This is a genomic window from Stenotrophomonas sp. 704A1 (assembly GCF_030549525.1).
Classification (GTDB): domain Bacteria; phylum Pseudomonadota; class Gammaproteobacteria; order Xanthomonadales; family Xanthomonadaceae; genus Stenotrophomonas; species Stenotrophomonas tuberculopleuritidis.
Map to the genome: position 1 here is coordinate 2,834,507 of NZ_CP130831.1, position 21,749 is coordinate 2,856,255.

Genomic DNA, 21,749 nt, shown 5'->3' on the forward strand with positions numbered 1-21,749 from the left:
GCAGGCGCGAGGCCGGCCGGTTAAGGGAAAGAGGCGCTCATCATACCCTTTCGCTGCTCAGCCCTCGCCGCCGTGATCTTCCAGCAACAGCGGCGGTTTGCCGCGCTTGGCGCGGAAATAATTGGTCAGGCGATTGCTCGCCTCCTTGGCCAGCACGCCCGCGTGAACCTCCACCCGGTGGTTGTGCCGGGCATCGCCCAGCAGATCGAACACACTGCCGCAGGCCCCGGTCTTGGGGTCACTGGCGCCGTAGACCAGGCGCGCCACGCGGGCGTGCACGATCGCCATCGCGCACATCGCACACGGTTCCAGCGTGACGTACAGGGTGCTGCCGACCAGGCGATGGTTGGCCAGCGCCCGCCCACCCTCGCGCATGGCCACGATCTCGGCATGCGCGCTGGGGTCGTGCGAGGCGATGTTGAGGTTCCAGCCTTCCCCCAGCAGCTGGCCATCGGCGCCGACCAGCACCGCGCCCACCGGGATCTCATCGAACTCGCGCTGCGCGCGCTCGGCCAGTGCCAGCGCGTGGCGCATCCAGTGTTCGTCGACGTCGTGCACCGGCACGCCCAGGGCATCAGTCATCGTGTTTCTCGGGTTCAAGGGTCCAGCGCCCGCTCAGTGTAGCGCAGGCCTCCCGGACCTTCGGCAGAGATCGCCGCCGGCCAGGCGCGGCAATGCCGCTTGATCTTGCGTGAAGACTCCTTCACGCTGCGCCCGCGCTTTCGGCATTTTCGACGTCGGCGTGCTGTCGATACCTGGCAGTGAAATCACCTTTCGATCTCTACAGGGGGTAGTTTTGAACGCAGTTGCAGACACCACCGTGCAGGCCAGCCCTGCCGGAAAAGCCGCATGGATCACGCTGGCGATCGCTTGGTTGTGCTTCCTCATTCCGTTCCCGGGCCTGGGCCTGTTCCTGGGTTGGCCGCTGAACCTGGTGGCCTTCATCCTCGCCATCGTTGCCATGGCCAAGGGCGGCGCCATGAAGGGCCTGTTCCAGCTGCTGGGCTCGATCATCGTGTCGCCGATCGTGTACTTCGTGGGTCTGGCGGTCTTTGCCGGCACCCTGAGCGGCATCACCGAAAAGAGCCGTGCCGAGTACACCGCTGCCGCCGCCGCGGCCCAGGCTGACGCCAGCACCGCTGCTGCCGAGGCGGAAACCGCCGCCGGCAACGCCGCCCCTGAAGTGGCCAGCGACGTGCAGGCCGCCTCTGCTATTGAAGTCAGCACCTCGACGCTGTTCCAGGATTACCAGGACAACGAGATCGCCGCTGACGGCAAGTACAAGGGCAAGGCGCTGCTGGTTTCCGGCACGGTCGATTCGATCAGCTCGGACTTCATGGACAAGCCGGTCGTGCAGCTGAGCGCCAAGCCGTTCGGCTTCGTACAGGCCAGCGACCTGCCCATGGACGTGGCTGCCGGCATGAAGAAGGGGCAGCAGGTCACGCTGGCCTGCACCGGCAATGGCGAAGTCATCGGCTTCCCGGCGCTGTCCGCCTGCACCGTGCAGTAAGACACAACGCGGTGACACCCAGAGCCCCGCTTCGGCGGGGCTTTTTTGTCTGCAGCAGACGCTTCTCTACAATAGCGCCCTGCCCGAGGCCTCCTGGACAACGCAATGACCACCCTGCGCCCTTCCCGTGCCAGCGACGGCGACTGTCTGGTCGACCTCTGGCGACGCGCCGTCGATGCCACCCATCACTTCCTCAGCGCCGAGGACCGCCAGGCCATCGATGCCGAAGTGGCCGGCTTCCTGCCGCAGGCTGCACTGACCGTGGCGGTCGATGCCGACGACAGACCGCTGGGCTTCATGCTGGTCGAGGGCACCCACATGGAAGCGCTGTTCATCGATCCCGAGGTGCGCGGCACCGGCATCGGCCGGCAACTGCTGCAGCATGCGCTGGCGACCCACCCGCAGCTGAGCACCGACGTCAACGCACAAAACACTCAGGCCGTCGGCTTCTACCAGCGCATGGGATTCATGGAGACCGGGCGCTCAGCGGTCGACGCGCAGGGCCGCCCGTACCCCCTCATCCATCTGCGCCATCCCGGCTGATCGGCGCGCGATGGACGCGCCGATCAGGCAACCGCTTCGAATGCAGGCGAGTAAGCGACCTCTCCGCGCGGCAGCGGCGGTTGCATGAGCAATGCCTGGAAGTAGCCGGCCGGCACACCGGGCAGCACCAGGCCCGGCTCGGCACGAAACCCGAACCGTCCGTAGTAGTCGGGTTCACCGAGCACCACGCAGCCGCGTGCCCCGCGCGTGCGCAGTGCCTCCAGCGCGGCGCGCATCAGCGCAGTGCCAATGCCCTGCCCCTGCCGCTGCGGCAGCACCGAGATCGGACCGAGGCCGTACCAGCCCGTGCTCCCGTCCGACACCGTCACCGGCGACATCGCCACATGCCCCCTGAGCTCACCGTCGGCTTCCGCGACCAGCGAGACGCACAGCTCGTCGCGCCTGCGCAGCGCGTCAACGATGTAGTGCTCGGTATGGCTGCTGTGCGGCGCGTCGCGGAAAGCGGCTTCGGTAATCGTGTGGATGGCGACATGGTCGCCGGGCGATTCCTGGCGGATGGTGAGGATCATGGGGAAGCCGATTCCAGTGAGATGGCGTGAATTGTTGATTTAGGTCACAGATCTGCAGAAGGAGGAGATGGCGACATTCGCCCACCCTCAATCGGCCGGAGCCCTTGTGCCGCAGCCGTTCAAACGGTATCGCGACGCGCCAGATGCGTCAAAATACCGGCACTTTCGTCCGGCAACGAGTGGCGCGGGGTTTCCCGGCCCCCGCATAATCGCTGGACCTGCCGCCAGGGATGGATATAGGGACATGGATGCACCATGCACTGCCACGCCATCGGCCCAGCGATGCTGGGACGCGCCGCCCACCGCGCGCGGCCGGCACGCCTTCCGCCTGCGCTGGCAGCAGGGACCCGGCGCCACAGCAGGCTCACGCGTTTCTCAAGTGCAAACGCATGGCCGGCCGGCGACTCCCGCGCCCTCTATCCCTGCCCCATGTTCCCCTCAAGGAGGCCGACATTGCGCCACAGCAAGATCATTCCGTGCGTTGCTCTGCTTCTGTTGACCGCCTGCCATCCGGAGACCGCCATGAACCAAGAACGTGCCGCTGCTGAAGCCGATGTCGCCCAGGGTGGCCGCGGCCTCGCCAAACTCAACCCCAACCCGCGCAAAGCCTATGAACTGGTCCTGCGCCTGAAGGACGCCCCGGGCGATTTTGCCGTGGTCGAAGGTGTTGCGCAGTACGACGTCAGCAACGAAGCCCAGTGCGGCCACATCGAGCCGGCCACCGGCACCGCCGCACGCATCACCAGCCAGGAGCCGGTGGAGCTGCGCAAGGTGGCTGATGGCGAGTACCGCGGCACGTTGTACGTCGATCGCATGCTGGATGAGGATTACTACGGTCGCGGAGTCTGCACGTGGGAATTCACCGGTGCGGGTGCGATGCTGAAGGCCACAGGCGCTGAAGGCGAGACCCGCTTCCTGACCTTCGTCGACGCCAAGCCATTGACTGAAGGCAGCGCGCATACGCTGTTCTATCCGGACGCAGCCTATCCACGCGCGCCCCTTGCGGCCAACTATCCAGCGACGGGCAAGGCCAACCCTGCTGACTACGTCGCCGAGCTGCAGGGCAAGCTGTTCACGATGAGCCTCAGCGCCAGTGAGGTCACACAATGACCATCACATCCGAGGACTATGCCGCGCTTTCCAATGATGCCTACAAGGACCGTGCGGTTGGGCGGCGCGCCCCGGGCCAGGAAGAGAAAGTCACGCTCAACGGACACGAGTACAAGATCCTCGAGCACGTCAACAATCGGCTCAATGGTTACCAAGGGACGGTCTACCAGCGAACTGACACCGACGAGATCGTCGTCGCCCACCGCGGGACTGAGCAGATTGCACGCGACGCGATCCTGACTGACGGAGGCATGGTCGTCGCACGCACCAACGTACAGGCGCCCGATGCCATTGCCCTGACCCGAAGCGCTCTTGATTTCGCCAAGCAGGACGCCGCATTTGGTGGCAGGGCTCCCCAGGTCACGGTCACCGGCCACTCCCTTGGCGGCACCCTGGCCCAGATCACCTCGCACCACTTCAACGTCAAGGGCGAGACCTTCAACGCCTATGGCGCGGTCAGCCTCAGCTACCGCATCCCCGAAGGCGGCAGCACCCTGGTCAACCATGTCATGGCATCCGACCCGGTCAGCGCCGCGTCGCCGCACTTCGGGCAGGTCCGCCTCTATGCCAACCCGGACGAGATCAAGCGATTGTCAGCAGCCGGCTTCAGCAATCACCCGCTGCGCGACCTGATCCCGGATCGACCCATCCTTGCGGCAGGCAGCTCGTTCAGCGCACACAAACTCGGCAACTTCCTCGACGACGGCTCGGTGCTGAAACACCCGGAAACGCAGCAACTGGCGAAGGACAACGCCAAGATGATCGAGGAGTACCGCGACGACGTGGAATCGCTGCGCCGTGGCGTGACCCGCACTGCACGTGGCATTCCAGGTGGCGCGATCGATCTGTACGACCATGTCCGTGGCCCTCTCCAGCCTGGCGAGCCTGCGCGTCGTGAGGCAGAGAAGAACGGCCAGCACACCAGCATGCTGCGCATGGACGACGCCAACCATGCCGGCAATCCATTGTTCAACGACGCGATCCGCGGCGTGCACGCGCAGGACGTACGCGCGGGCCGCGCGCCGGACGTGATGAGTACGCAGCTGGCCGGCTCGCTGGCCGCTGAAATGCATGCTGCCGGTGGCAAGCGCATCGACGAGGTGATGATGAACGCCGATGCGTCCCGCAGCTTCGCCGTACAGGGCCAGGGCGGCGACCCCAGCCATCTGCGGGTGTCGGTGGATACCGCACTGGCGATGAACACACCGCTGGAGCAGAGCAGCCAGCGCATCGACCAGCAGGCTGCGGAGCAGCGCCTTGCGCAGAACCGCGATCAGCAGCTGGAACAGCAGCAGAACACGTCCCGCAGCATGCAGGCCTGATGGAGACAGCGGGAGCCGGTTGATCGGCTCCCGCTGTTGCCGTTGCGCTGTCTCAAGGGCTCGATACGGCGGAGGCCGTTGCCGTGTCTGCCCTCACGTAGGCATCCGGCCCGGAATCCGGGAAACCACCACAGGCCGTGTCACCCGGTGCAACCGGATCGCACGGCCACTGCCGGCGGGTCACCGTATCGCGCAGGTCGAAGCTCCGGCCGTTCCAGACCACGAAGGCCAGGTGCTCGCGGTTCCAGTCACTGAAACTGTGCGGGCCGGTCTTCTGCGGCGATTCCGGGTACTGCACGAACCAGCGCATGGCCGGCCCGTACTGCAGCTTGCTGTGGTCAAGACTGAGCTTGCCTTCGCGGCTGCGATGGCGTGCACGGTCCGCCTCGGTAATCGCCGGGGCAGCCGGCATCAGCTTCGCCGTCACATCCACCGGCACACCATCGCCGCCCAGCTGGTACACCCGCTGGCGGACGTAGGCCTGGCCACAGCTGCCTGCCGCGACACGCACCGGCTCGGGCGAGCTTTCGCTGGGCAAGGCACCATCGGCGCAATCGAACGGCGCTGACACCAGGTACGTCGTGACCGACGCATCGGCGCCTTCAAACGAACGCACCCAGATGTCGCCGAGGCGAGCGATGAAGTCCGGCCGCTGACCCACCCCAGCCACGGCCTTGAACCATGCCTTCTGGCGCACCTCGCGCTCGCGCCAGCTACGCGGCAGGTGGATGTCCTGCTCGGGCAATGCGACCAGCAGCGCGGCCAGATGGGGCGGCAACGTGCCTTGGCACGCACCGATCATCAGATCCCCCTGCGGCGCCAGCCGCCCGGCCAGATCAACCGGACAGCGCGCACCCAGCTGGCGCTCGACGGCCTGGTCCGGTGCCAGCGGGATGATGGGGAGTGCGACGGGGGCCGTCGCAGCGGGGGCAGCTGATGCGGAAACGGCATCAGGCGCAGCCGCCACCGGTGTGGGCGTCGGGGCGGGTTCCGGTGCCGGCATGGGCACAGGTGCTTGCGCGGCTGGCGCAGAGACCGGCTCAGGGGCTGCGGTGGGCGCAGCGGCGGCAGCCACTGGTGCGGGTGCGGGTGCCGGCTCCGGCACCGACGCCGGGGATGGAGCCGGCGCGGTCGGTCCGGCAGCCGCAGCAACGATCGCTGCAGGCGTTGCCGGCTGTGTCGCGGGCGCGGCGTCCATCGCGGTCGGTGGCGTAACGGCCTCGGCCGGTGCAGTTGCAGGCGCGGTTTCCTGCGGCAGGCCGGCCACGACATCTGTTGCGTCAGGCGCCGCTGCGGGCGCCTCGGTGACCGGCACGGCCGGTTCTGTCGGGGCAGTCTCCGCGACGACAGTCTGAGCAGCCACAGAGGGCTGGGTTGCCGCTGGCGGTTCCTGCGCCTGTGCCACTGCGGCGGCCAGACCCAGCGGCAGCAGCCACAGTGCGGGCAAGCGTGCGCCTGATCGCACCTGGGGAGTCAGGGAAGCATTTCGCATGTTGTGTCCTTACAGAGAGATCCATATCCGCACCCGAAGGTGCCCGGCATCGTGCGATGGGCCCGCCGGTCCCCCGACCTGCAGGCGGTGCCCAGATTACATGGAACGCGATCGATTCTGTTCCTGCTCACGGCTGACGGAGGCCGCCTGCTCCTGCCGCGCCGATGCATCGGCAGCCACCTGCTGGCTGCTCTGCGCCAGCGGCTGCTGCACCGCCGCCTCACGCTCGACCATCGAACGCTGCATGGCCGGGTCGCCGATGGCGCCCTGCACGGCGAACAGTGCCCGGCCGTCGGCACTCGCCACCACGTGATCGATGCGGCTCATTCCGGCCTTCTGGGCGCTCAGCGCCAGGGCGCCCGCCGCATTGTCCAGTTCCTGCGCACTGTGCAGGCCGCCCTGCGGACCCAACTGCTGCAGGTGGCCGCGTGCGTCGGTGAACAGGCGGTTGCCGGCATGGCCTGGATCGCTCATGTCGCGCACGCGTTCGGGCATCTGCGCCCTTTCACCCACCTCGCCGCGCGCAAGCCGCTCCATGACCTCCGGCGTGAGTTTCTGCTGCCATGCCTCGAAACGCTTGAGGCGATCCTCCACCCCGTTGAGAGCGCCGTTGATCGCATACGTCGCTTCACGCACGTCTTGCCGTGCATGCTCCGGCACGCGGTTCTGCCACTGCCAGACCGCGATGCGTCCGGCGTGCTCAGGCTGCGCGGCGAGATCGGGCTGGTTGACCAGGTCCAGGTCCAGATCCCTGCCGGCGCGCTCGTAGTTCTCCTTGCCGGTCAGCGGCAGATAGCCGCGTCCGTGGTACTTCAGCGCGTCGCCGGGCAGATCGTTGCCCATGCGGCCGCCATACATCAGCTCGGCAAGATCACCAGGGCGTCCACGCAGGGCTTCCTGGCGTGCCGATTCCAGCGCGTCACTGCCATTGCGCCATGCGGCTTCCACCGGGATCTGCGAGATGCCCCGGGTGAAGTTGAAGCTTTCGTTGAGCCGGCTGAGCCCACGCGATTCGTGCCCGGCCTGGGCCATGAAATTGGCCAGTTCACGGGGGGATTCGATACCGGCATCCGTCGCCTGCCGCAGCAGGTGCGACTCTCTATCGGTCGACACAGCGCCACTCCTGGATGATCTTCAGCGCGGATTCCGTTCCGCCGGTTGGAACATGACTCATGGAAGCAACACCTCGGCAACGCTGGACGGATCAAAATCCTCGAACCGCACCCGGCCCAGTTCCGCCACCGAGAAATCCCGGATGTTCATCGCTTCGGTCTCGATATCCACGACCTTGCGCCTGACTCCGTCCACCCAGCAGACCCGGTCCGCAGCCGCATAGCGGAACGTGTAGGTACTGCTCCAGCGCTGGCGGCTGCCGCCATTGGTAATCACGCTGAAGGTGTCTTCCTCCACCATTGCATACGCAAACGGGTCGCCGGCCAGGCCACCCCGGGTGGAGCACGGCACCAGCTTGTCGTTGCGGGCGGCCAGCTGCCAGCGCCCGCCGCCATCACCGCGCAGCAACAGCAGCACCCGGTTCGGTCCGTGCTGGCCGGGCACCAGCCCTTCCGGCGTGGGTTGATCGATCACCAGCAGCTGGTACTCGACGCCCTCGCCGTTGAGCTCGCCCCTGACGGCTTCCAGCAGGTTCGCGCCCGACGGAACGAATGCCAGGGCATCGTCCATGTGTGCGCCATGCCTGTCGTCCATCGCCTCCCACTCCTTCAATGTCGTCTTGCCGATGCCCGCTGCGGTGCGGGGCACGGACCCATGGCCCGTTCTCACCGGACGTTCCGCGATGGCGGATGATAGCGCCGGGAACCCGGTGACAGCGATGGTGGCAAGCGTCACCCGTCGGACGGGCAGACTGGGTCCTCATGGACGCAAAAGCTCCTGCAATCGATAGCGCCGGCGCGTCATTTTTCTGACGCGCGGAGAGCTTACCGCGAGGAGGCCGGTTGCGTCGAAGGGAGGAAGGAGCAAAAAGCGCGCTTGATCACAGAAGACGACGTTTCAGCACAGATCGCAGCGAGGTCCGGCCGCTGCCTGCGACGTCCGCGCTCCACACCTGCGGACCTTCTGGCCTCGACGTGGTGGGGATGACCTTCTTCGAGCCGGCCCCGACGACCCCACCAGCTCACCTGCGTCAGAACGCTTCAAAAACAGGCTGGGTGCAGTTTTCATACAACACGGAACACTTTCCGCTCACGTCATTCCTGCACTGGGAATGCGCCATTATCAGCGCCATTTCCGGCGTACCACCCCGCCCCACTGCCGACATGCCTCGACCCGTCTTCCCGGTCGGAATGACCCACGCCACACACTGATTCCGATACGCCAAACTGACAGCGCAATCGGCGGCACCGGTCGAGCTGCACTTCCGCAAGGCCTCCTGCTCCGCCTCCAGCTGCGATCGAAGTCCAGTGGAGGCACCTGCGTCCTGAGTAGAGCGAGACTCGGCGATCGCTCCCCACGTCTTTATCCACCGCCCGGTTGGCGAGTTTGCGGGAACTTCGGCAATCCCGCCGCTTGATGCGCTACTCGGTGCGCCGCCTGGAATGGGCGCGCAGCCCCGGGCGCCTTGGCCTCCGATGGGGTAGTAGCCCGGAGGACAGTTTCCCTCGGCCGCGGCCGTTGCTACCGCCCCCAGAAGTGCGAGGAGCGACAAGGAAACTACGCGGCGTCCAGGCTTCATTCTCCAACATCCTCCAATCTATCGACCGCCATCATCCAATACAGGCCACGATCGTACCAGTGTCGGCTCCCGCGCCTGAGACCTGCCTGGCCACCGACTCGAGTGCGTCATTGCGCCGGCACTTCTTGCCGCACGCCTCCTGTCAGAACTCATCAAACACTGGCTTGGTACAGTTCGAGTAGAACACTTCACATTTCCCTGCACGATCATTGCGGCACATGACTCGCGCAGCGACCTCCGCCAACTCGGGGGTCGCCCCTGTCCCAAGCAGCCCGGCCACTTCGCAGAGCGCATTCGGAATTCGACGTACAACGCCTCCGCACAGGTCGCAACTGCGGCTGCAGATGCCAACTCCCTCTCGGGGCTAGCGAGCTCATCGCGGCATACGCCTGCGAGTTAGAATTCATCAAATATCGGCTTACTGCAGTCCGAATAGATCTCTTCACACTCTCCCGGCTGATCGTTTTTGCACATGGCTTGTGCGTTGAATTTCGCCCTCTCGGGGGTGGGTCCAGCTCCAATCCCAGCACGACCTGAGCCGGAACGCCCCCTTGGGATGACCCACGAGACACACTGATTTTGGTACGTGAAGCTAACCGAACAATCAGCAGCGCCAACGGATCTGCATTTTGAAATTGCCTCACGAGAAGCTTCCTCCTTGGATCGCTTACCAACAGAGGTGCCCGCGTCCTGAGTTGTTTTCGATTCAGCAATCGCTCCCCAGGTCTTGGTCCATCGCCCAGTGGGCCTATTCAACTGAACTTCTGGGGATGACGAGGCTGCACCACTACTCGGAATAGGGGCGCATCCTTGAACGCCCTGACCTCCAATCGGGTAATACCCTGGCGGACAGTTGCCTTCAGCCAGCGCAACTTCGGTCAATGAGACAAGAAGAAGGAAGAAAAGAATCACCCATTGCTTTGATCGATTCATAAAACCGTTCTCCCCCCTCTCATTGGACCAGCTAGACGGTACGGCGATTGGCGTTCCCCCGCCTCATAGACCGGCTCAGAACAGGCCGAGCAGATTATTTTACATTGCGCTCAATGAGATCGATGCGGATCTCCTGCATGTGGGCCACAAAAAACACCCACCGCACGAATCCGGCTCCGGCTCAGAGGCCTGAATGCCCCCAATTGAACCCGAAGAGGCCCGCGACTCCAGTCGATTGATGACGCAGACACGGCGCTGGCGCCTGAGTTGCGGGAAAGCCATAACGCTGTACAGCGCCGCACGTAGCGCCATCCCTCGCCTGGTATGGCTCTTTCAAGTCGAACCGCCGATAGTGGCCACTACCGGCTAGTTGGCACTGCAATTTCCAAGGCCATCAATCAGCTATCGATGAGAACTAGAATTCCTCGAAAATCGGTTTCGTGCAGTTAGCGTAGAACTCCACGCATTTTCCTGGCTGATCATTCTTGCACATCAACTGCGCCACAAATAGCGCTCGCTCCGGCGTGGGCCCACCACCCACTCCCGACTGCCCGCCCCCAGAACGCCCACTCGGTACGACCCAAGAAGCGCACTGATTGAAGTAGGCCAAATCGACCTTACAGTCACCCGCGCCTCCCGATGCACACTTGGAAAGGGCTTCCTGCTCTGCCAGCTCTTTGGCTCTCTTTCCCGTCGACACTCCTGCATCTTGAGTATTCTTGGAAGACGCTATTGCCCCCCAGGTTCGCACCCACCTGCCGGTAGGGCTGCTAAGCCGAATCTCCCCCGTGGTGGTACCGCCTCCACTAGTGGCGCCTGGTATCGGTGCACACCCGCGTGCCCCCTGCCCCCCAATCGGGTAGTAACCAGCAGGACAATTACCTTCGGCAAAGGATTGATACGCCACACCCAAGATCAAGGAACTGGCAAGAATCGCTTGCGATACAAGAATTCTCATCGCCCGTCGCCTCCATCTACATCATGCATTTCGAACTCGCTATGCAACGCTGCCATTCGCATTCCCTCTAAGCCCAGACGATGGTGGCGGAGAGTCAAGGGCACCCTGCAATCTCGGAGAGAGTGCAGAGCCCATTCCTTTGCCGCTCTGCCATCAAGAACATGGTACCGATTCCATAGAACAACCAGTGCTGGAACAGCGATTTGGTGTGCTCGAACAGCAGGCACAGGATGAATGGTGGGCCAAAGCCGCTGAATATGTCCATCGCGACCTGGTACAGCAGCAACAGGGCACCGGCAGTGACTTCAGGACCGACCGTGCCCAGGCCGATGAACCACATCGCACGTGTCTTCGCGCTCTTCAGGCTGACGCCGCCGGCCACGTCCAGCACGCTCACCGACATCAGCGCCAACTGCATGTAGTCCCGGTTGCAGTCGAACAGCTCTTCCGCCGCGTCATCTTTCCGGTCACTACATCAGGCCATCTCTTCCTGAGCGTCCTCGGCGAGGGCAACTTCCAGTCTCTCGGTCGAATGGCCAGCTCAACCAACGTCAAACCATGGCATTTCGACTAGAGATCCTCGTCACTTCCGAACGAGTGGATATACACTCGCGAGGGCCAGACCTACACCGCAACTAAAGATCGGCTAGTACTTCTTAAAGATCTGCTCCGTGCAGTTCTCGTGGATCACAGTGCATGCCCCTGGCTGATCGTTCTGGCAGATTCCCTGCGCCATTTCCCCCGCACGCTCGAGCGTTGGGCCGGTACCAATTCCAGACCTGCCATTCCCTGTGCGGCCGCTGGGCACGACCCAAGACATACATTGATTAAAGTAAGTAACGCTTACCTTGCAGTCTCGTGCTCCGCTACCTGCACACTTTGCCATGGCATCGCGCTCAGCAGCCTTCTTCGAAAGCTGGCCGGTTGAAACACCGGCGTCTGACGTAGTCGGGGATACAGCGACGCCGCCCCAAGTTCTTATCCATTCACCCAAAGGTCTCGGGGGCGGCGTCGGGCTCTGCTGCGAAACTCCGCCCCCTGCACCTGGAATCGGGGCGCAGCCTTGCACACCCTGGCCCCCGATAGGATACGAGCCGGGGGGACAGCCGCCTTCCGCGTAGGCGACATGTATCCCCAGAAAAGCGAATCCAAGAGTGCAAAGGCGTATGGACCGCAAACCAATCATAAGAAACCCTCTTCAAATCTCGAGCGGCACGATCAATCAAGTGCCATTGGGTACAGCATTACCTCTTTGGCCAGGAGAGGCGGGCGTAACATCGTTGATCTTTGGCATGGCAACCTGCCCGGTAGCACTATCGGCCCTGTTCACCGAATGCTGCGGAGGCATGTGCGCACCACCGCCACCACCACCACCCTGCGAACCCGGCGGCTGACCCTGCGGGCCAGGCGAAGCTGACCCAGCACTACCGCCTATCTGCGAATATGCCATGAAGGTGCTGAAGACACCCCGGAAGAACATCGCGGCCATCGGGGCCCAGTAGCACCTGCGTAGTCAGTCATGCCCCGTACCGTAGCGCTATGCGGCATGCCCTCGGTCAGATTGGACACGGACGCACACTCAACTCGGGCACGGGCGACGACTAAACATGCATGCGCGTTACCACCTTCATCGCAGCACCGGTCATCACCACCTGAATTTCTTGTTCAGATCAAAAAGCAGGCACTACGAAAAAGTAGTTCTCAAAATATCGCCCTTAACATTCGTTGTTCGTGCCTCATCAATCTTGCTCGACAATATTCAGTAGCGATCAAATACGGGCTTCGTACAATCCGCATACACTTCATCACAGGCCCCCTGCCGATCATTCTTGCACAACGACCGTGCGGTCTCGAGTGCAGCCTCGGGCGTGGGGCCCGCTCCTATGCCAGACTGCCCTCCTCCCGAACGACCACTTGGAATTGCCCATGAGACGCACTGATTGAAATATGTCATGTTTATCGAGCAATCACGAGCTCCGCTCATACTGCACTTAGACAGGGCCTCCTTCTCAGCGGAGCGCTTGGATCTCAATCCAGTTGAAACACCGGCGTCGGAAGTGGCCTTTGAGACGGCGATCGCGCCCCAGGTTCTCACCCATTCTCCAAGCGGGCGTGCTGGCGCTGGAGCGGAGGGGCTCGCAGAGGTCCCAGCGGCACCAGGAATCGGCGCGCACCCCTGAACACCCTGCCCGCCAATTGGATACATGCCAGGAGGACAATTTCCTTCTGCGAAAGCGGATTGGACACCTCCAACCACCCCAAAGGCAACGAGAAATACTGATCCTGTCAGACTCCACTTCATTGCCATAGCCTCTTAACAAAAATCAAAATCTCTGCTCAATTCTAGCCATTAGCAGTAGGGGCGTTGTCCATCAGACCAGAATTAGCATGCCCGGTCTCATTAGCTTCCTGAATCTTGGGACTAGCCGCCTGCCCCACATTTCCTCGTCGCTCTTTGGATCACCGAAGGCTGCTCTAGAACTTTCTGAAAACGGGCAAGGAACATTCGGAATAGACTACGTTGCACTTGCCCCCTCCCGTGTCCTTGCAATGCTCGATTGCGTTTCCGGCCACAGTCTCTGCATCAACCGCAGTATCCAGCGAGCCCTGTCCCTTCCCTGAGGATGGCACCGCAAATGCAACGCACTGGTTGTAGTACGCTACAGAAGACTTGCAGTCCTTTGCACCTTCGGCCGCGCACTTCGTGATGGCCGCAGCTACTGCTCGCCGTTCGCTCGATTCATTGGAAGATGTGCCGACGAGACTTGAAGTAGGCGACTCGGCTACAGCCCCCCATCGCGTCAACCATTCGCCAAGTGGCTGAGGCGGCGCAGAAACTGCGGGGCCGGGAGCACCGTTACTCGCCCCGGGTATTGGGGCGCAGCCTTGAACGCCCTGCCCACCGATAGGATACGCCCCTGGAGGGCACCCTCCTTCTGCGAAGGCTGGCCCCATGCAAAGAATCAGCGCAATAAGTACTGTCGAGCTAACGAATCTATGCATGGCACCCTCCAACTTCCACGGAGCTAAAAAATCATTTCGCATCGTACACTCCAAATTCCGGGGGACTATGAGTTCCCTGCCCCAGCATTTCCACCCAACATTTCCACGTTACCCAGTTTGAACCTGAGATTCTGATGCACTTGCGAACTGAGGCATTGTGTCCCGAACAGGAACCTGACTTGAGCTCTGGAATTGGCAGGAACAGAGGGCATAAAGAATCCTCCGCCCGAATCTGACGAACCCGGAGGCTGACCACTCGGGCTTGGCGACGTCGGCACGGCACTACCGCCTATCTGCGAATATGCCATGAAGGTGCTGAAGGCACCTCTGAAGAACATCGCGGCCATCGGGGCGCGGTAGAACCTGCGTAGCTAGAATGAAGTTATGCCCCGTACCGCAGTGTCATGCGGCATGCCTTCGGTCGGATTGGACGCGGCCGCACACTCAGCGCGGGCACGGGCCAGCAACCTTCTTCGAAAGCTGGCCGGTCGAAACTCAGACAACTGACGTAGTCGGGGATACAGCGACGCCGCCAGGTTCTTATAAAAAGGTCTCGGGGGGCGGCGACGGGCTCTGCTGCGAAACTCCGCCCCCCTGCGCCTGGAATCGGGGCGCAGCCTTGCACACCCTAGCCCCCGATGGGGTACATGCCCGGCGGGCAGCCGCCCTGGGCATGTGCAATCTTGGAGCAAATCACTCCAACCAGCAGCAACGGGATAGCAAGGATTGCGGGAATCATAGTTCCTTCCAGAAGCTACAGTCAGTCAACTGCATTGCGCGGCTGGATTACAGAATGCTGGCGTTACGCATTGGCTCACATAAACCAACAGCTCATCTGCAACTAGTACTCCCGGAAAACTGGCTCAGAGCACTCGGTATGCGAGATTACGCAACGCCCCCCGCCCGCATCATTGCAACTTGCCAGTGCATTCTTCTTTGCTGTAGCCAGATCCACCGCCGTATTGACGGAGCCTCTGCCCTTTCCGGAATTCGGCACGGAGAATGCCACGCACTGATTGTAATAGGTGAGCGATGTCTTGCAGTCCCTGGCACCTTCCGACTCGCAAATGCGCCGCGCCTCGGTCTCGGCAGCAGCCTCGCTCGTCTTGTTCGCCGACGTACCTATCAGATCGGACGTTGGCGACTGCACCACCGCTCCCCACCTGGTCAACCACTCACCTGAAGGCCTCGGCGGCTGTGGCACGCCACCCTGGGCCGGCCCTCCACCCGAAGAGCCCCCCGGAATCGGAGCGCAGCCCTGCACACCCTGACCACCGATGGGATAGTAGCCGGATGGACAGTTCCCTTCAGCGAAAGCCGAAGCTGAAAGTGCAAGAGAAACAAGTGAAACCGCCAGTACAGAGATCCGCCTCATCACGCACTCCATATTCCGAATCAAGCATTCATTGTCGGAGCATTACCCCGCTGGCCAGATTGAACCGGCGTGTCAACCGCGTTCTGGAACCTGGGCGTTACGCCTTCAAGTGGCGCTTGTTGACTCTGGTTGTTTGCAGGGGCAGACGGCTTAAACATACCACCACCACCACCCTGCGAGCCCGGCGGCTGACCCTGCGGGCCAGGCGAGGCCGGGGCAGGACTACCGCCTATCTGCGAATATGCCATGAAGGTACCCAGCGTACCCTGGAAGAACATCGCGGCCATTGGGGGCGCAGTCAGGATCAGCGTTGTGAGGATCAATCCCATGCCACCCTGCTGCAGTGCCATGCTGCTCATGCCTTCGGTCAGGTTGGTGCTCAGCAGCGCGCCCAACGCGGACGCGCCCCAGAACGACGCCGCAACGCGCGCAACCATTTCCATGGCAATGCCGGTCATTGCCGCCAGCACGGCCATCGAGAACATGGTGCCGATGCCATAGAACAGCCAGCGCTGGAACAGCGATTTGGTCTGCTCGAAAAGCAGGCACAGAATGAACAGCGGACCGAAGCCAATGAACATGGCCATCGCGACCTGGTACAGCAGCAACATGGCGCCAGCGGTGACCGCAGGTCCGCCCGTGCCAAGGCCGATGAACCACATCGCACGCGTCTTGGCGCTGTCCAGCGTGACGTCGCCTGCCACATCCAGCACGCTCACCGACGTCAGCGCCAACTGCATGTAGCCCAGGTTGCGGTCGATCAGTTCTTCGGCCGTGTCGTCCTTGCCGGTCACCACATAGGTGATCTCGTCCTGGACGTCTTGGGTCAGGAAGGACTGCAGATCCTTGCCGAACATCGCCATGGACGTGGCCACGGTCACGATGAGCGCCGCGCGCGCCATGTCAGTGGCCAGCGCCGCCATCGAATCGCGGCTGCGCCCGGTCACGATACGGAAGCCCTGGATCAGCACCCACAGCGTCATCAGAACCAGCGCGATCGAGCCCACCCAGGTCATCATGCGACCGAGCACGCCTTCGCCGAAGTTTGCGATTTCCTCTCGCAGGTACTCCAGGATCAGCTTGAAGAACACGAAGTCGCCCACTGAGGCGAACAGCGTTCCGTGCAGCAGATCCCCGATTACCATGCCCTGCATCATTCCCTGACTCATCACATCACCCGCCCCGTATCGGGGCCCTGCTGGAGTGCGTTACGCACGTAGTTCACTTGGAGAGAGCGGCTTTCAGCGCAGCCGCCTTGACCACGGTGCCAAGCGGGTTGCTCTCGCCCTTCAATGCGCGCTCGGTCAGGTTGCGCTGACGCCCCTCCAGGGCCCTAATCTGCTGGTCATAGACCTTGATCTTGGTCTCCCATTCCTTGAACGCCTTGTCCATCGCAAGCTGGCTTGCAGTGTTATTGGAGATGTCCTCCTGCAGCGCGCCCTCGTTACGGAAAGCATTGCGGATCGTGCGCAGCTTGCCCAGCATCTCCTCCATGGCTGGCATCGACTTGGTCACCACGTCCACGGTTTCGTTGTACTTCTTGTTCTCAAGCACCTGAATGTAGGCACAGATGGAGCGCTGCTGCGCACCGATGTCGCCACCCGGGCTGACGCCCAGCAACGACATCAGGCCTTCCTGGCTGACCATCGAGCCACCGCCGCACTTCTCGGCGACGTTCCAGGTCTCGGGAATTCGCGTAAGCACCGGCGTTACGGGCATCAGGGGCGAGGCGATGATCTGGTACCAGTTCTGCAGCCTGGAAACCCAGTTCTCCACCGTCTTCATATACTGTCCAGCCGTCTCGCTCCAGCGGCCGGCCTCGGTTATGTATTCGCCCGCAGACTTGTACTCCTGCAGGAAGTTCATGATCCAGTTGGCCGGGTCATACACGGTCATGGCCTGCGCCTGCTGCGTACCGGTGCTGAAGCTCATGCCCAGGGTCAACATGGCCGCGAACAGCGGCGCCAAGCGGCGACGACGCGGCGTGCTCTTTCGGGTTTCAATGCCCATGGCAGTTTCCTTTTGCAGTTCGGTGATGGTTTTCATGCCGCCTCCTCCTGGTCCTTGTCAGCTCGCTTGCCCGAGCCCTTTCGATTCTTGTAGAACGCGTCCAGCCACTGGTCCGGGGTCAGCTCGTCCACGGTGACGCGCGCGCGCACCGCCGCGGTCTGCAGCACGCGGTGCATGACTTCGATATTGTCGGTCGATGCTGAGATGACCGAAAGAATGTCATCCATGCCGCGCAGATTCAGCTGGCATACGCTGGAGGCGTGGCCCTGCTTGACCAGGAAGCAGCGCGAACGCTCGTCCAGCGCGGTCACCACCTTGAACTCGGCCTCGGTCAACTTCAGGCCATCCATGTAATCGCTCTTGCTGGCATTTGGGTTCGGCAGCAGGATCAGGGTGGCGGTCTGTTCGATCAGCGCTGCGGAGATATCGCTCTTCAGCGCATCTTCCGGGCTCTGCGTGGCGAAGATGCCCAGGCCGTTCTGCTTACGGATGGTTTTCTGCTTGTTCTTGGCGAACTCTTTCAGGCCACCCTCGCCGTCCAGGATCTTCCAGAATTCGTCCATCACGTAGATCAGCGGGCGACCGTCGATCAGCGATTCCAGGCGATGCAGCAGGTAGTTGATGACCGGCACACGCACTTCGGGATTGTCGATGATGTCGGTGTAGTCAAAGCCGATGATGTTGGCCTTGCTCAGGTCCACCGTATCGACCGGATTGTCGAACACCCAGCCCAGCGAGTTGCCCGAGGTCCAGCGGCGCATGCGCGCGTACAGACCATCGTCGCCCATGTTGGGCAGGCTCTTCTGGAAATTGGTCATGCTGCGCAGGTGCATCGGCGTGTCCAGCATGCTCTCCACCGCGCGATAGATATCTTCCTCTTCGCGGGCGCTGTATTCGCGCTTTCCGGCCAGTACCTTGATCAGGTCGGCCAGGAACTGCACGTTGGCTTCGCTGTTCTCGCACTGGAATGGGTTGAATCCGGTCGGTGCGCCGTTTTCCAGGGCCAGATAGTTGCCGCCACAGGCGCGCACGAAAATCTCGGCACCGCGATCCTTGTCGAAGAAGAAGATGGTTGGCGACGGCTCGTACTTCTGCACCTGGCTCAGCAGGAAGTTGATCAGCGCGGTCTTACCGGTACCGGACTTGCCGATCACCATGGTGTTGGCGATGGCCTTTTCACCCAGCGAGTTCTCGGAGGGATGCGTGGCGTGGAAGTTGAAGTAGTACGGCTGGCCGTTGGTGGTCTGCAACGTGGTGACGCAGTCGCCCCAGGGGTTGTTGTGCTGCTTGCCGGTGGCGAAGTTGTGCAGCGGCGACAGGCCCAGGAAGTTCAGCGAGCTGACGTTGGCCAGGCGCGTGCGGAAGCGCCAGTTGCCCGGCAGCTGCGAATAGAACGACGAGGTGATCGCCAGGTCTTCCTTGGTCGAGACAAAGCCCGCATTGGACAGCTCGGCGCGCGTGGTCGCCACGTTCTGCGAGAGCTTGGCCTGGCTGTCGCCATAGACCGCCATGATGAAGTGGTATTCACCCAGCACGAAGTTGCCCGAGGACAGCTGGTCCATGGCGTAGTCGAGCTCGGCAATCTGGCTGACCGCCTTGTCGCCCGAGGAAATCATCATGCCCTTGGTGCGATCAAGCACCTTCAGTGCGTCCTGCCGCCCCATCGGGCTGAAGGAGTGGGTGATGACGTATTCGTAGTCCAGGTACTTCAGACCGTTGAGAATGCCCGGATAGGTTCCCTCGGCATACTCCTTGATGTTGAGGATGGCGCCGAAGTGATTGACGCCGTTGGGCGTGTTGATGACGTAGTCACCGGTCTTGGCCGAGAACATGTGGCGACTGATCGGCAGATAGTCCTTCACCGGCGCAGGCAGCACCGGCACCGGTTCGTCCACGCGGTTGATCAGGTAGCCGAACAGCTCCAGCGTCTCGGAGAACACCACGCCGTTCTTGGCCTCGTACATGCCCAGGCGGTACGGCGCGTAATCGCGGATCACCGCTTCGACGTTGCCGGCCAGCTCCAGCAGCTTTTCAACGGCCTGGTCCTGCTCGCCCTGCAGCTTTTCGATGCTGGCCGACTTTTCCACGAAGCGCTTACCGGCCACGACCGGGCGGTAGATCATGGTCAGGAACAGCTCGTTCTGCATGATGCGCTGCGAGGACAGCATCCCCATGTACTGGTCGGCGACATCCTGGTTGAAGCGCTGCTTGTAGTGACTCTTGCCCTTCAGCGTGCGGCGCCGGCGGATGTCGTGCACCCAGAAGGCGACGTTGACGAAGTCCGGCGCACGCAGGGTCTGCAGCAGGCGGTTGAAGGTGTTGTGGCGGTGCTCCAGTTCCCACTCTTCGCGCCCGACGAAGGGCAGTCCCTCCAGGTACCAGGTCAACAGGTAGTCACCGCCCGTGGTCTTGACCACGTTCGGCGCCACATGCGACGACAGGGGAATGAATTCGCTGATGGAGGTATCTGGAGAGAACATGCGACTGCTTCCAAAAGGTAAGCCGGGGAACTACGAGGTGGCCGGACAGGTGCGTACACCTGCCCGGCCGTTGCCCGTCAATCCGTGCGGGCGGGTTTCTTGCGGTAGTGGTTCGGGCTGAACACCCACATTCCATCGTGTTCCTGCAGGTTGCGTGCCTTGAACTTGAACAGCAGGCGGAGACCCAGCAGGCGGAAGATCAGCTCGTCGCGCTTGGCCATCTGTCGCATGATGAAAATCGCGACAGGAATGGTGAGCAGGAACCAGAAGTTCGTGTACACACTCAGCAGCAGCAACCCGCCTGCCACCATGAAGAATGGCAGGTAGGGAACGCCCAGGAACATCGCCGGGCGCGTGCAGCCGCGGAACAGCACGTTCTTATGCACTGTAGTACTGCAGCGCGTTGTTGATGATGGCGGCCGTGCTGCAGTTGCCGTCGCTGCCTTCACCCAGCAGCATGCGGGCGATCTGGCCGGCAGCGCCGATCAGCACGCCACCGATCAGGATCGGGGCCACATCGGCGATGCGCTTGTGGGCGAAGGCAATCTGGTAGCCAGCGAAGATGACCGCGATGGTGACCACGGCGATCGAGGCAATGTTCAGCAGACCATTGATGTTGTTGAAGAAGCCGCAGACCTTTTCATCGGTGCCGCCGAAGTCGGTACCGCCGGCGATGGCCTGCGGGGCAAACACCAGGCCGACAAAGGCAACGGCCATCAGCATGGTCTTCAGCGTGCGCTGGGCCTGGGCCAGATCGAGATTGAATCGCTTCATGGATTGATTTCCTTGTTGATGGACTAACACAACTGAATCGGCCAGCCGGGGGTCTGGCCGTACCACGACTTCGTCAGAACACGAAGGCCGCATCCCCTGCGGGAATCTGTTGCACCGGCGCTCCCTGCGCTGGCGCGTTGTATGCATTCTCTGGCGCGGCCACCGGCTGGTTGCGCTCGCTCCACGGGCGCAGCATGACCGGCTGGCCGTTGCCCGTTGCCACGCCGGGCAGCGGCTGCGGCATGGCCTGGTGGGCACCCGCCTGCGGCAGCTGTTGTGGCATGACCTGGGGCTGGGCCTGCGGCTGCATCATGCGGTCCACCGAGCCCAGCACCACGCGCGACAGCGCCTGGTCGGCCAGGTTCAAGGCACTGCTGCGCGCCATGGCGCCCGCCGACGGGTAGACCGTGTAGGCACGGGCCGGATCGTCGGAGGGCACGTACACCGGGGCGTCGGCCTGGGCAACGATGCGCGACTGCACCGGCGATACCGTCTGCGGGTGGTGTTCGACCTTCACCGTACGACGCTCACCGCGGCTGACCACATCGATCGGCAGTACGCCATTGCTGGCCACCTGCTGCCCACGGCGCATCGAATCGTAGATCTTCTGCACATAGCCATGGCGGAAGCCGGTGACGAAATTACCCGAGTAGTAGCAGCTGAACGACTTGCCCCAGTCCTGGCCGGAACGCTTGTAGCACTCGGCCAGGATGCGCGAACCCGCCTGCAGGTTGGCGCACTGCTGGAAGGCCTTTTCGTAGGAATCCAGGCCGTACTTGGCCAGGTTGTAGCGGTTCACCTGGGCCAGGCCCACCGAGAAGTTGTAACCCTTCTCTTCCAGCATGCGCACCGTGGCCAGCGCTTCATCCAGCGCCTTGGGCTGGCGCACCAGTGCACCGCCCACCACGCCGATGGCGAAGGGATTGCGCGACGACTCCACGTTGATGACGTGCTGCATGACGTCCATGGACACGGCCATTTCCGGGCATGCCATCATTTCCAGGCCTGGCAACATCG

At 62.5% G+C, this 21,749-nt stretch carries 23 protein-coding genes; 4 read left to right on the forward strand and 19 right to left on the reverse strand.

What is annotated here, in order from left to right:
* Positions 1–57: 57 nt before the first annotated feature.
* On the reverse strand, positions 58–582 hold the full coding sequence (gene tadA / locus Q5Z10_RS13260; RefSeq protein WP_303635892.1) for a tRNA adenosine(34) deaminase TadA: 525 nt from the start codon (positions 580–582) through the stop codon (positions 58–60).
* Between the two features lie 214 nt (positions 583–796).
* On the opposite strand from tadA, the gene Q5Z10_RS13265 reads away from it, so the two are divergent.
* Both Q5Z10_RS13265 and Q5Z10_RS13270 read left to right on the forward strand, forming a co-directional pair.
* Positions 797–1,510 (forward strand): OB-fold protein, encoded by a 714-nt coding sequence (locus Q5Z10_RS13265; RefSeq protein ID WP_303635893.1) that lies wholly within the window; start codon positions 797–799, stop codon positions 1,508–1,510.
* 105 nt (positions 1,511–1,615) lie between these two features.
* The gene (locus tag Q5Z10_RS13270; RefSeq protein WP_303635894.1) at positions 1,616–2,053 is read left to right on the forward strand and encodes an acetyltransferase; all 438 of its coding nucleotides are present in this window, start codon (positions 1,616–1,618) and stop codon (positions 2,051–2,053) included.
* Positions 2,054–2,076: 23 nt separating this feature from the next.
* Here the strand turns inward: Q5Z10_RS13270 and Q5Z10_RS13275 are convergent, their stop codons facing one another.
* Positions 2,077–2,583, reverse strand: coding sequence for a GNAT family N-acetyltransferase (locus Q5Z10_RS13275; protein WP_303635895.1), 507 nt, complete (start codon positions 2,581–2,583; stop codon positions 2,077–2,079).
* A gap of 453 nt (positions 2,584–3,036) precedes the next feature.
* On the opposite strand from Q5Z10_RS13275, the gene Q5Z10_RS13280 reads away from it, so the two are divergent.
* Together Q5Z10_RS13280 and Q5Z10_RS13285 are read left to right on the forward strand one after the other, a co-directional pair.
* The gene (locus Q5Z10_RS13280) at positions 3,037–3,693 is read left to right on the forward strand and encodes a hypothetical protein (protein ID WP_303635896.1); all 657 of its coding nucleotides are present in this window, start codon (positions 3,037–3,039) and stop codon (positions 3,691–3,693) included.
* Positions 3,690–5,015, forward strand: a complete 1,326-nt coding sequence (locus Q5Z10_RS13285) for an XVIPCD domain-containing protein (protein WP_303635897.1) — start codon at positions 3,690–3,692, stop codon at positions 5,013–5,015. The genes Q5Z10_RS13280 and Q5Z10_RS13285 overlap by 4 nt, the downstream gene beginning before the upstream one ends.
* 52 nt (positions 5,016–5,067) lie before the next feature.
* Here the strand turns inward: Q5Z10_RS13285 and Q5Z10_RS13290 are convergent, their stop codons facing one another.
* The 17 genes from Q5Z10_RS13290 to Q5Z10_RS13365 all read right to left on the reverse strand — a co-directional run bounded on the left by Q5Z10_RS13290 (position 5,068) and on the right by Q5Z10_RS13365 (position 21,747).
* Positions 5,068–6,018: a hypothetical protein gene (locus Q5Z10_RS13290; RefSeq protein ID WP_303635898.1), complete on the reverse strand. Its 951-nt coding sequence runs from the start codon at positions 6,016–6,018 to the stop codon at positions 5,068–5,070.
* Positions 6,019–6,603: 585 nt separating this feature from the next.
* Positions 6,604–7,620, reverse strand: coding sequence for an XVIPCD domain-containing protein (locus tag Q5Z10_RS13295; protein ID WP_303635899.1), 1,017 nt, complete (start codon positions 7,618–7,620; stop codon positions 6,604–6,606).
* A 57-nt stretch (positions 7,621–7,677) separates the two neighbouring features.
* Positions 7,678–8,214: a hypothetical protein gene (locus Q5Z10_RS13300; protein WP_345783995.1), complete on the reverse strand. Its 537-nt coding sequence runs from the start codon at positions 8,212–8,214 to the stop codon at positions 7,678–7,680.
* A gap of 436 nt (positions 8,215–8,650) precedes the next feature.
* On the reverse strand, positions 8,651–9,199 hold the full coding sequence (locus Q5Z10_RS13305; protein WP_303635901.1) for a DUF4189 domain-containing protein: 549 nt from the start codon (positions 9,197–9,199) through the stop codon (positions 8,651–8,653).
* A 396-nt stretch (positions 9,200–9,595) separates the two neighbouring features.
* Entirely contained in the window at positions 9,596–10,132 is a 537-nt protein-coding gene (locus Q5Z10_RS13310) for a DUF4189 domain-containing protein (RefSeq protein ID WP_303635902.1), read from the reverse strand.
* Between the two features lie 415 nt (positions 10,133–10,547).
* A complete protein-coding gene (locus Q5Z10_RS13315; RefSeq protein ID WP_303635903.1) occupies positions 10,548–11,090 on the reverse strand; it encodes a DUF4189 domain-containing protein in 543 nt (180 codons plus the stop codon).
* Positions 11,091–11,184: 94 nt separating this feature from the next.
* The gene (locus Q5Z10_RS13320) at positions 11,185–11,508 is read right to left on the reverse strand and encodes a type IV secretion system protein (protein ID WP_345783966.1); all 324 of its coding nucleotides are present in this window, start codon (positions 11,506–11,508) and stop codon (positions 11,185–11,187) included.
* Positions 11,509–11,736: 228 nt separating this feature from the next.
* Positions 11,737–12,276: a DUF4189 domain-containing protein gene (locus Q5Z10_RS13325; RefSeq protein ID WP_303635904.1), complete on the reverse strand. Its 540-nt coding sequence runs from the start codon at positions 12,274–12,276 to the stop codon at positions 11,737–11,739.
* Between the two features lie 573 nt (positions 12,277–12,849).
* A complete protein-coding gene (locus Q5Z10_RS13330; RefSeq protein WP_345783967.1) occupies positions 12,850–13,398 on the reverse strand; it encodes a DUF4189 domain-containing protein in 549 nt (182 codons plus the stop codon).
* Between the two features lie 167 nt (positions 13,399–13,565).
* Positions 13,566–14,135 carry a DUF4189 domain-containing protein gene (locus Q5Z10_RS21435; protein ID WP_442758913.1) on the reverse strand — a complete coding sequence of 190 codons (570 nt, stop codon included), beginning with the start codon at positions 14,133–14,135 and terminating at the stop codon, positions 13,566–13,568.
* 799 nt (positions 14,136–14,934) lie between these two features.
* Positions 14,935–15,480: a DUF4189 domain-containing protein gene (locus Q5Z10_RS21440; protein WP_080148517.1), complete on the reverse strand. Its 546-nt coding sequence runs from the start codon at positions 15,478–15,480 to the stop codon at positions 14,935–14,937.
* An 8-nt stretch (positions 15,481–15,488) separates the two neighbouring features.
* Positions 15,489–16,637, reverse strand: a complete 1,149-nt coding sequence (locus tag Q5Z10_RS13340) for a TrbL/VirB6 family protein (RefSeq protein ID WP_442758914.1) — start codon at positions 16,635–16,637, stop codon at positions 15,489–15,491.
* Positions 16,638–16,689: 52 nt separating this feature from the next.
* Positions 16,690–17,514, reverse strand: a complete 825-nt coding sequence (locus Q5Z10_RS13345; protein ID WP_303635905.1) for a hypothetical protein — start codon at positions 17,512–17,514, stop codon at positions 16,690–16,692.
* The gene (locus Q5Z10_RS13350; protein WP_303635906.1) at positions 17,511–19,958 is read right to left on the reverse strand and encodes a VirB4 family type IV secretion/conjugal transfer ATPase; all 2,448 of its coding nucleotides are present in this window, start codon (positions 19,956–19,958) and stop codon (positions 17,511–17,513) included. The genes Q5Z10_RS13345 and Q5Z10_RS13350 overlap by 4 nt, the downstream gene beginning before the upstream one ends.
* 77 nt (positions 19,959–20,035) lie before the next feature.
* On the reverse strand, positions 20,036–20,344 hold the full coding sequence (locus tag Q5Z10_RS13355; protein ID WP_080353840.1) for a VirB3 family type IV secretion system protein: 309 nt from the start codon (positions 20,342–20,344) through the stop codon (positions 20,036–20,038).
* Entirely contained in the window at positions 20,337–20,732 is a 396-nt protein-coding gene (locus tag Q5Z10_RS13360) for a TrbC/VirB2 family protein (RefSeq protein WP_303635907.1), read from the reverse strand. The genes Q5Z10_RS13355 and Q5Z10_RS13360 overlap by 8 nt, the downstream gene beginning before the upstream one ends.
* Positions 20,733–20,805: 73 nt before the next feature.
* A complete protein-coding gene (locus Q5Z10_RS13365) occupies positions 20,806–21,747 on the reverse strand; it encodes a lytic transglycosylase domain-containing protein (RefSeq protein ID WP_303635908.1) in 942 nt (313 codons plus the stop codon).
* Positions 21,748–21,749 lie beyond the last annotated feature (2 nt).

Excerpts from the sequence above, each read along its gene's own strand:
- Q5Z10_RS13330 (WP_345783967.1), bottom strand. The coding sequence starts at position 13,398 with ATGGCAATGAAGTGGAGTCTGACAGGATCAGTATTTCTCGTTGCCTTT.
- Q5Z10_RS13320 (WP_345783966.1), bottom strand. The coding sequence starts at position 11,508 with ATGCAGTTGGCGCTGATGTCGGTGAGCGTGCTGGACGTGGCCGGCGGC.
- tadA (WP_303635892.1), bottom strand. The coding sequence starts at position 582 with ATGACTGATGCCCTGGGCGTGCCGGTGCACGACGTCGACGAACACTGG.
- Q5Z10_RS13310 (WP_303635902.1), bottom strand. The coding sequence starts at position 10,132 with ATGAATCGATCAAAGCAATGGGTGATTCTTTTCTTCCTTCTTCTTGTC.
- Q5Z10_RS13365 (WP_303635908.1), bottom strand. The coding sequence starts at position 21,747 with ATGTTGCCAGGCCTGGAAATGATGGCATGCCCGGAAATGGCCGTGTCC.
- Q5Z10_RS21435 (WP_442758913.1), bottom strand. The coding sequence starts at position 14,135 with ATGCGAAATGATTTTTTAGCTCCGTGGAAGTTGGAGGGTGCCATGCAT.
- Q5Z10_RS13340 (WP_442758914.1), bottom strand. The coding sequence starts at position 16,637 with ATGAGTCAGGGAATGATGCAGGGCATGGTAATCGGGGATCTGCTGCAC.
- Q5Z10_RS13275 (WP_303635895.1), bottom strand. The coding sequence starts at position 2,583 with ATGATCCTCACCATCCGCCAGGAATCGCCCGGCGACCATGTCGCCATC.
- Q5Z10_RS13290 (WP_303635898.1), bottom strand. The coding sequence starts at position 6,018 with ATGCCGGCACCGGAACCCGCCCCGACGCCCACACCGGTGGCGGCTGCG.
- Q5Z10_RS13315 (WP_303635903.1), bottom strand. The coding sequence starts at position 11,090 with ATGAGAATTCTTGTATCGCAAGCGATTCTTGCCAGTTCCTTGATCTTG.
- Q5Z10_RS13345 (WP_303635905.1), bottom strand. The coding sequence starts at position 17,514 with ATGAAAACCATCACCGAACTGCAAAAGGAAACTGCCATGGGCATTGAA.
- Q5Z10_RS13350 (WP_303635906.1), bottom strand. The coding sequence starts at position 19,958 with ATGTTCTCTCCAGATACCTCCATCAGCGAATTCATTCCCCTGTCGTCG.
- Q5Z10_RS13270 (WP_303635894.1), top strand. The coding sequence starts at position 1,616 with ATGACCACCCTGCGCCCTTCCCGTGCCAGCGACGGCGACTGTCTGGTC.
- Q5Z10_RS13300 (WP_345783995.1), bottom strand. The coding sequence starts at position 8,214 with ATGGACGACAGGCATGGCGCACACATGGACGATGCCCTGGCATTCGTT.
- Q5Z10_RS13325 (WP_303635904.1), bottom strand. The coding sequence starts at position 12,276 with ATGATTGGTTTGCGGTCCATACGCCTTTGCACTCTTGGATTCGCTTTT.
- Q5Z10_RS13305 (WP_303635901.1), bottom strand. The coding sequence starts at position 9,199 with ATGAAGCCTGGACGCCGCGTAGTTTCCTTGTCGCTCCTCGCACTTCTG.
- Q5Z10_RS13285 (WP_303635897.1), top strand. The coding sequence starts at position 3,690 with ATGACCATCACATCCGAGGACTATGCCGCGCTTTCCAATGATGCCTAC.
- Q5Z10_RS13360 (WP_303635907.1), bottom strand. The coding sequence starts at position 20,732 with ATGAAGCGATTCAATCTCGATCTGGCCCAGGCCCAGCGCACGCTGAAG.
- Q5Z10_RS21440 (WP_080148517.1), bottom strand. The coding sequence starts at position 15,480 with ATGGAGTGCGTGATGAGGCGGATCTCTGTACTGGCGGTTTCACTTGTT.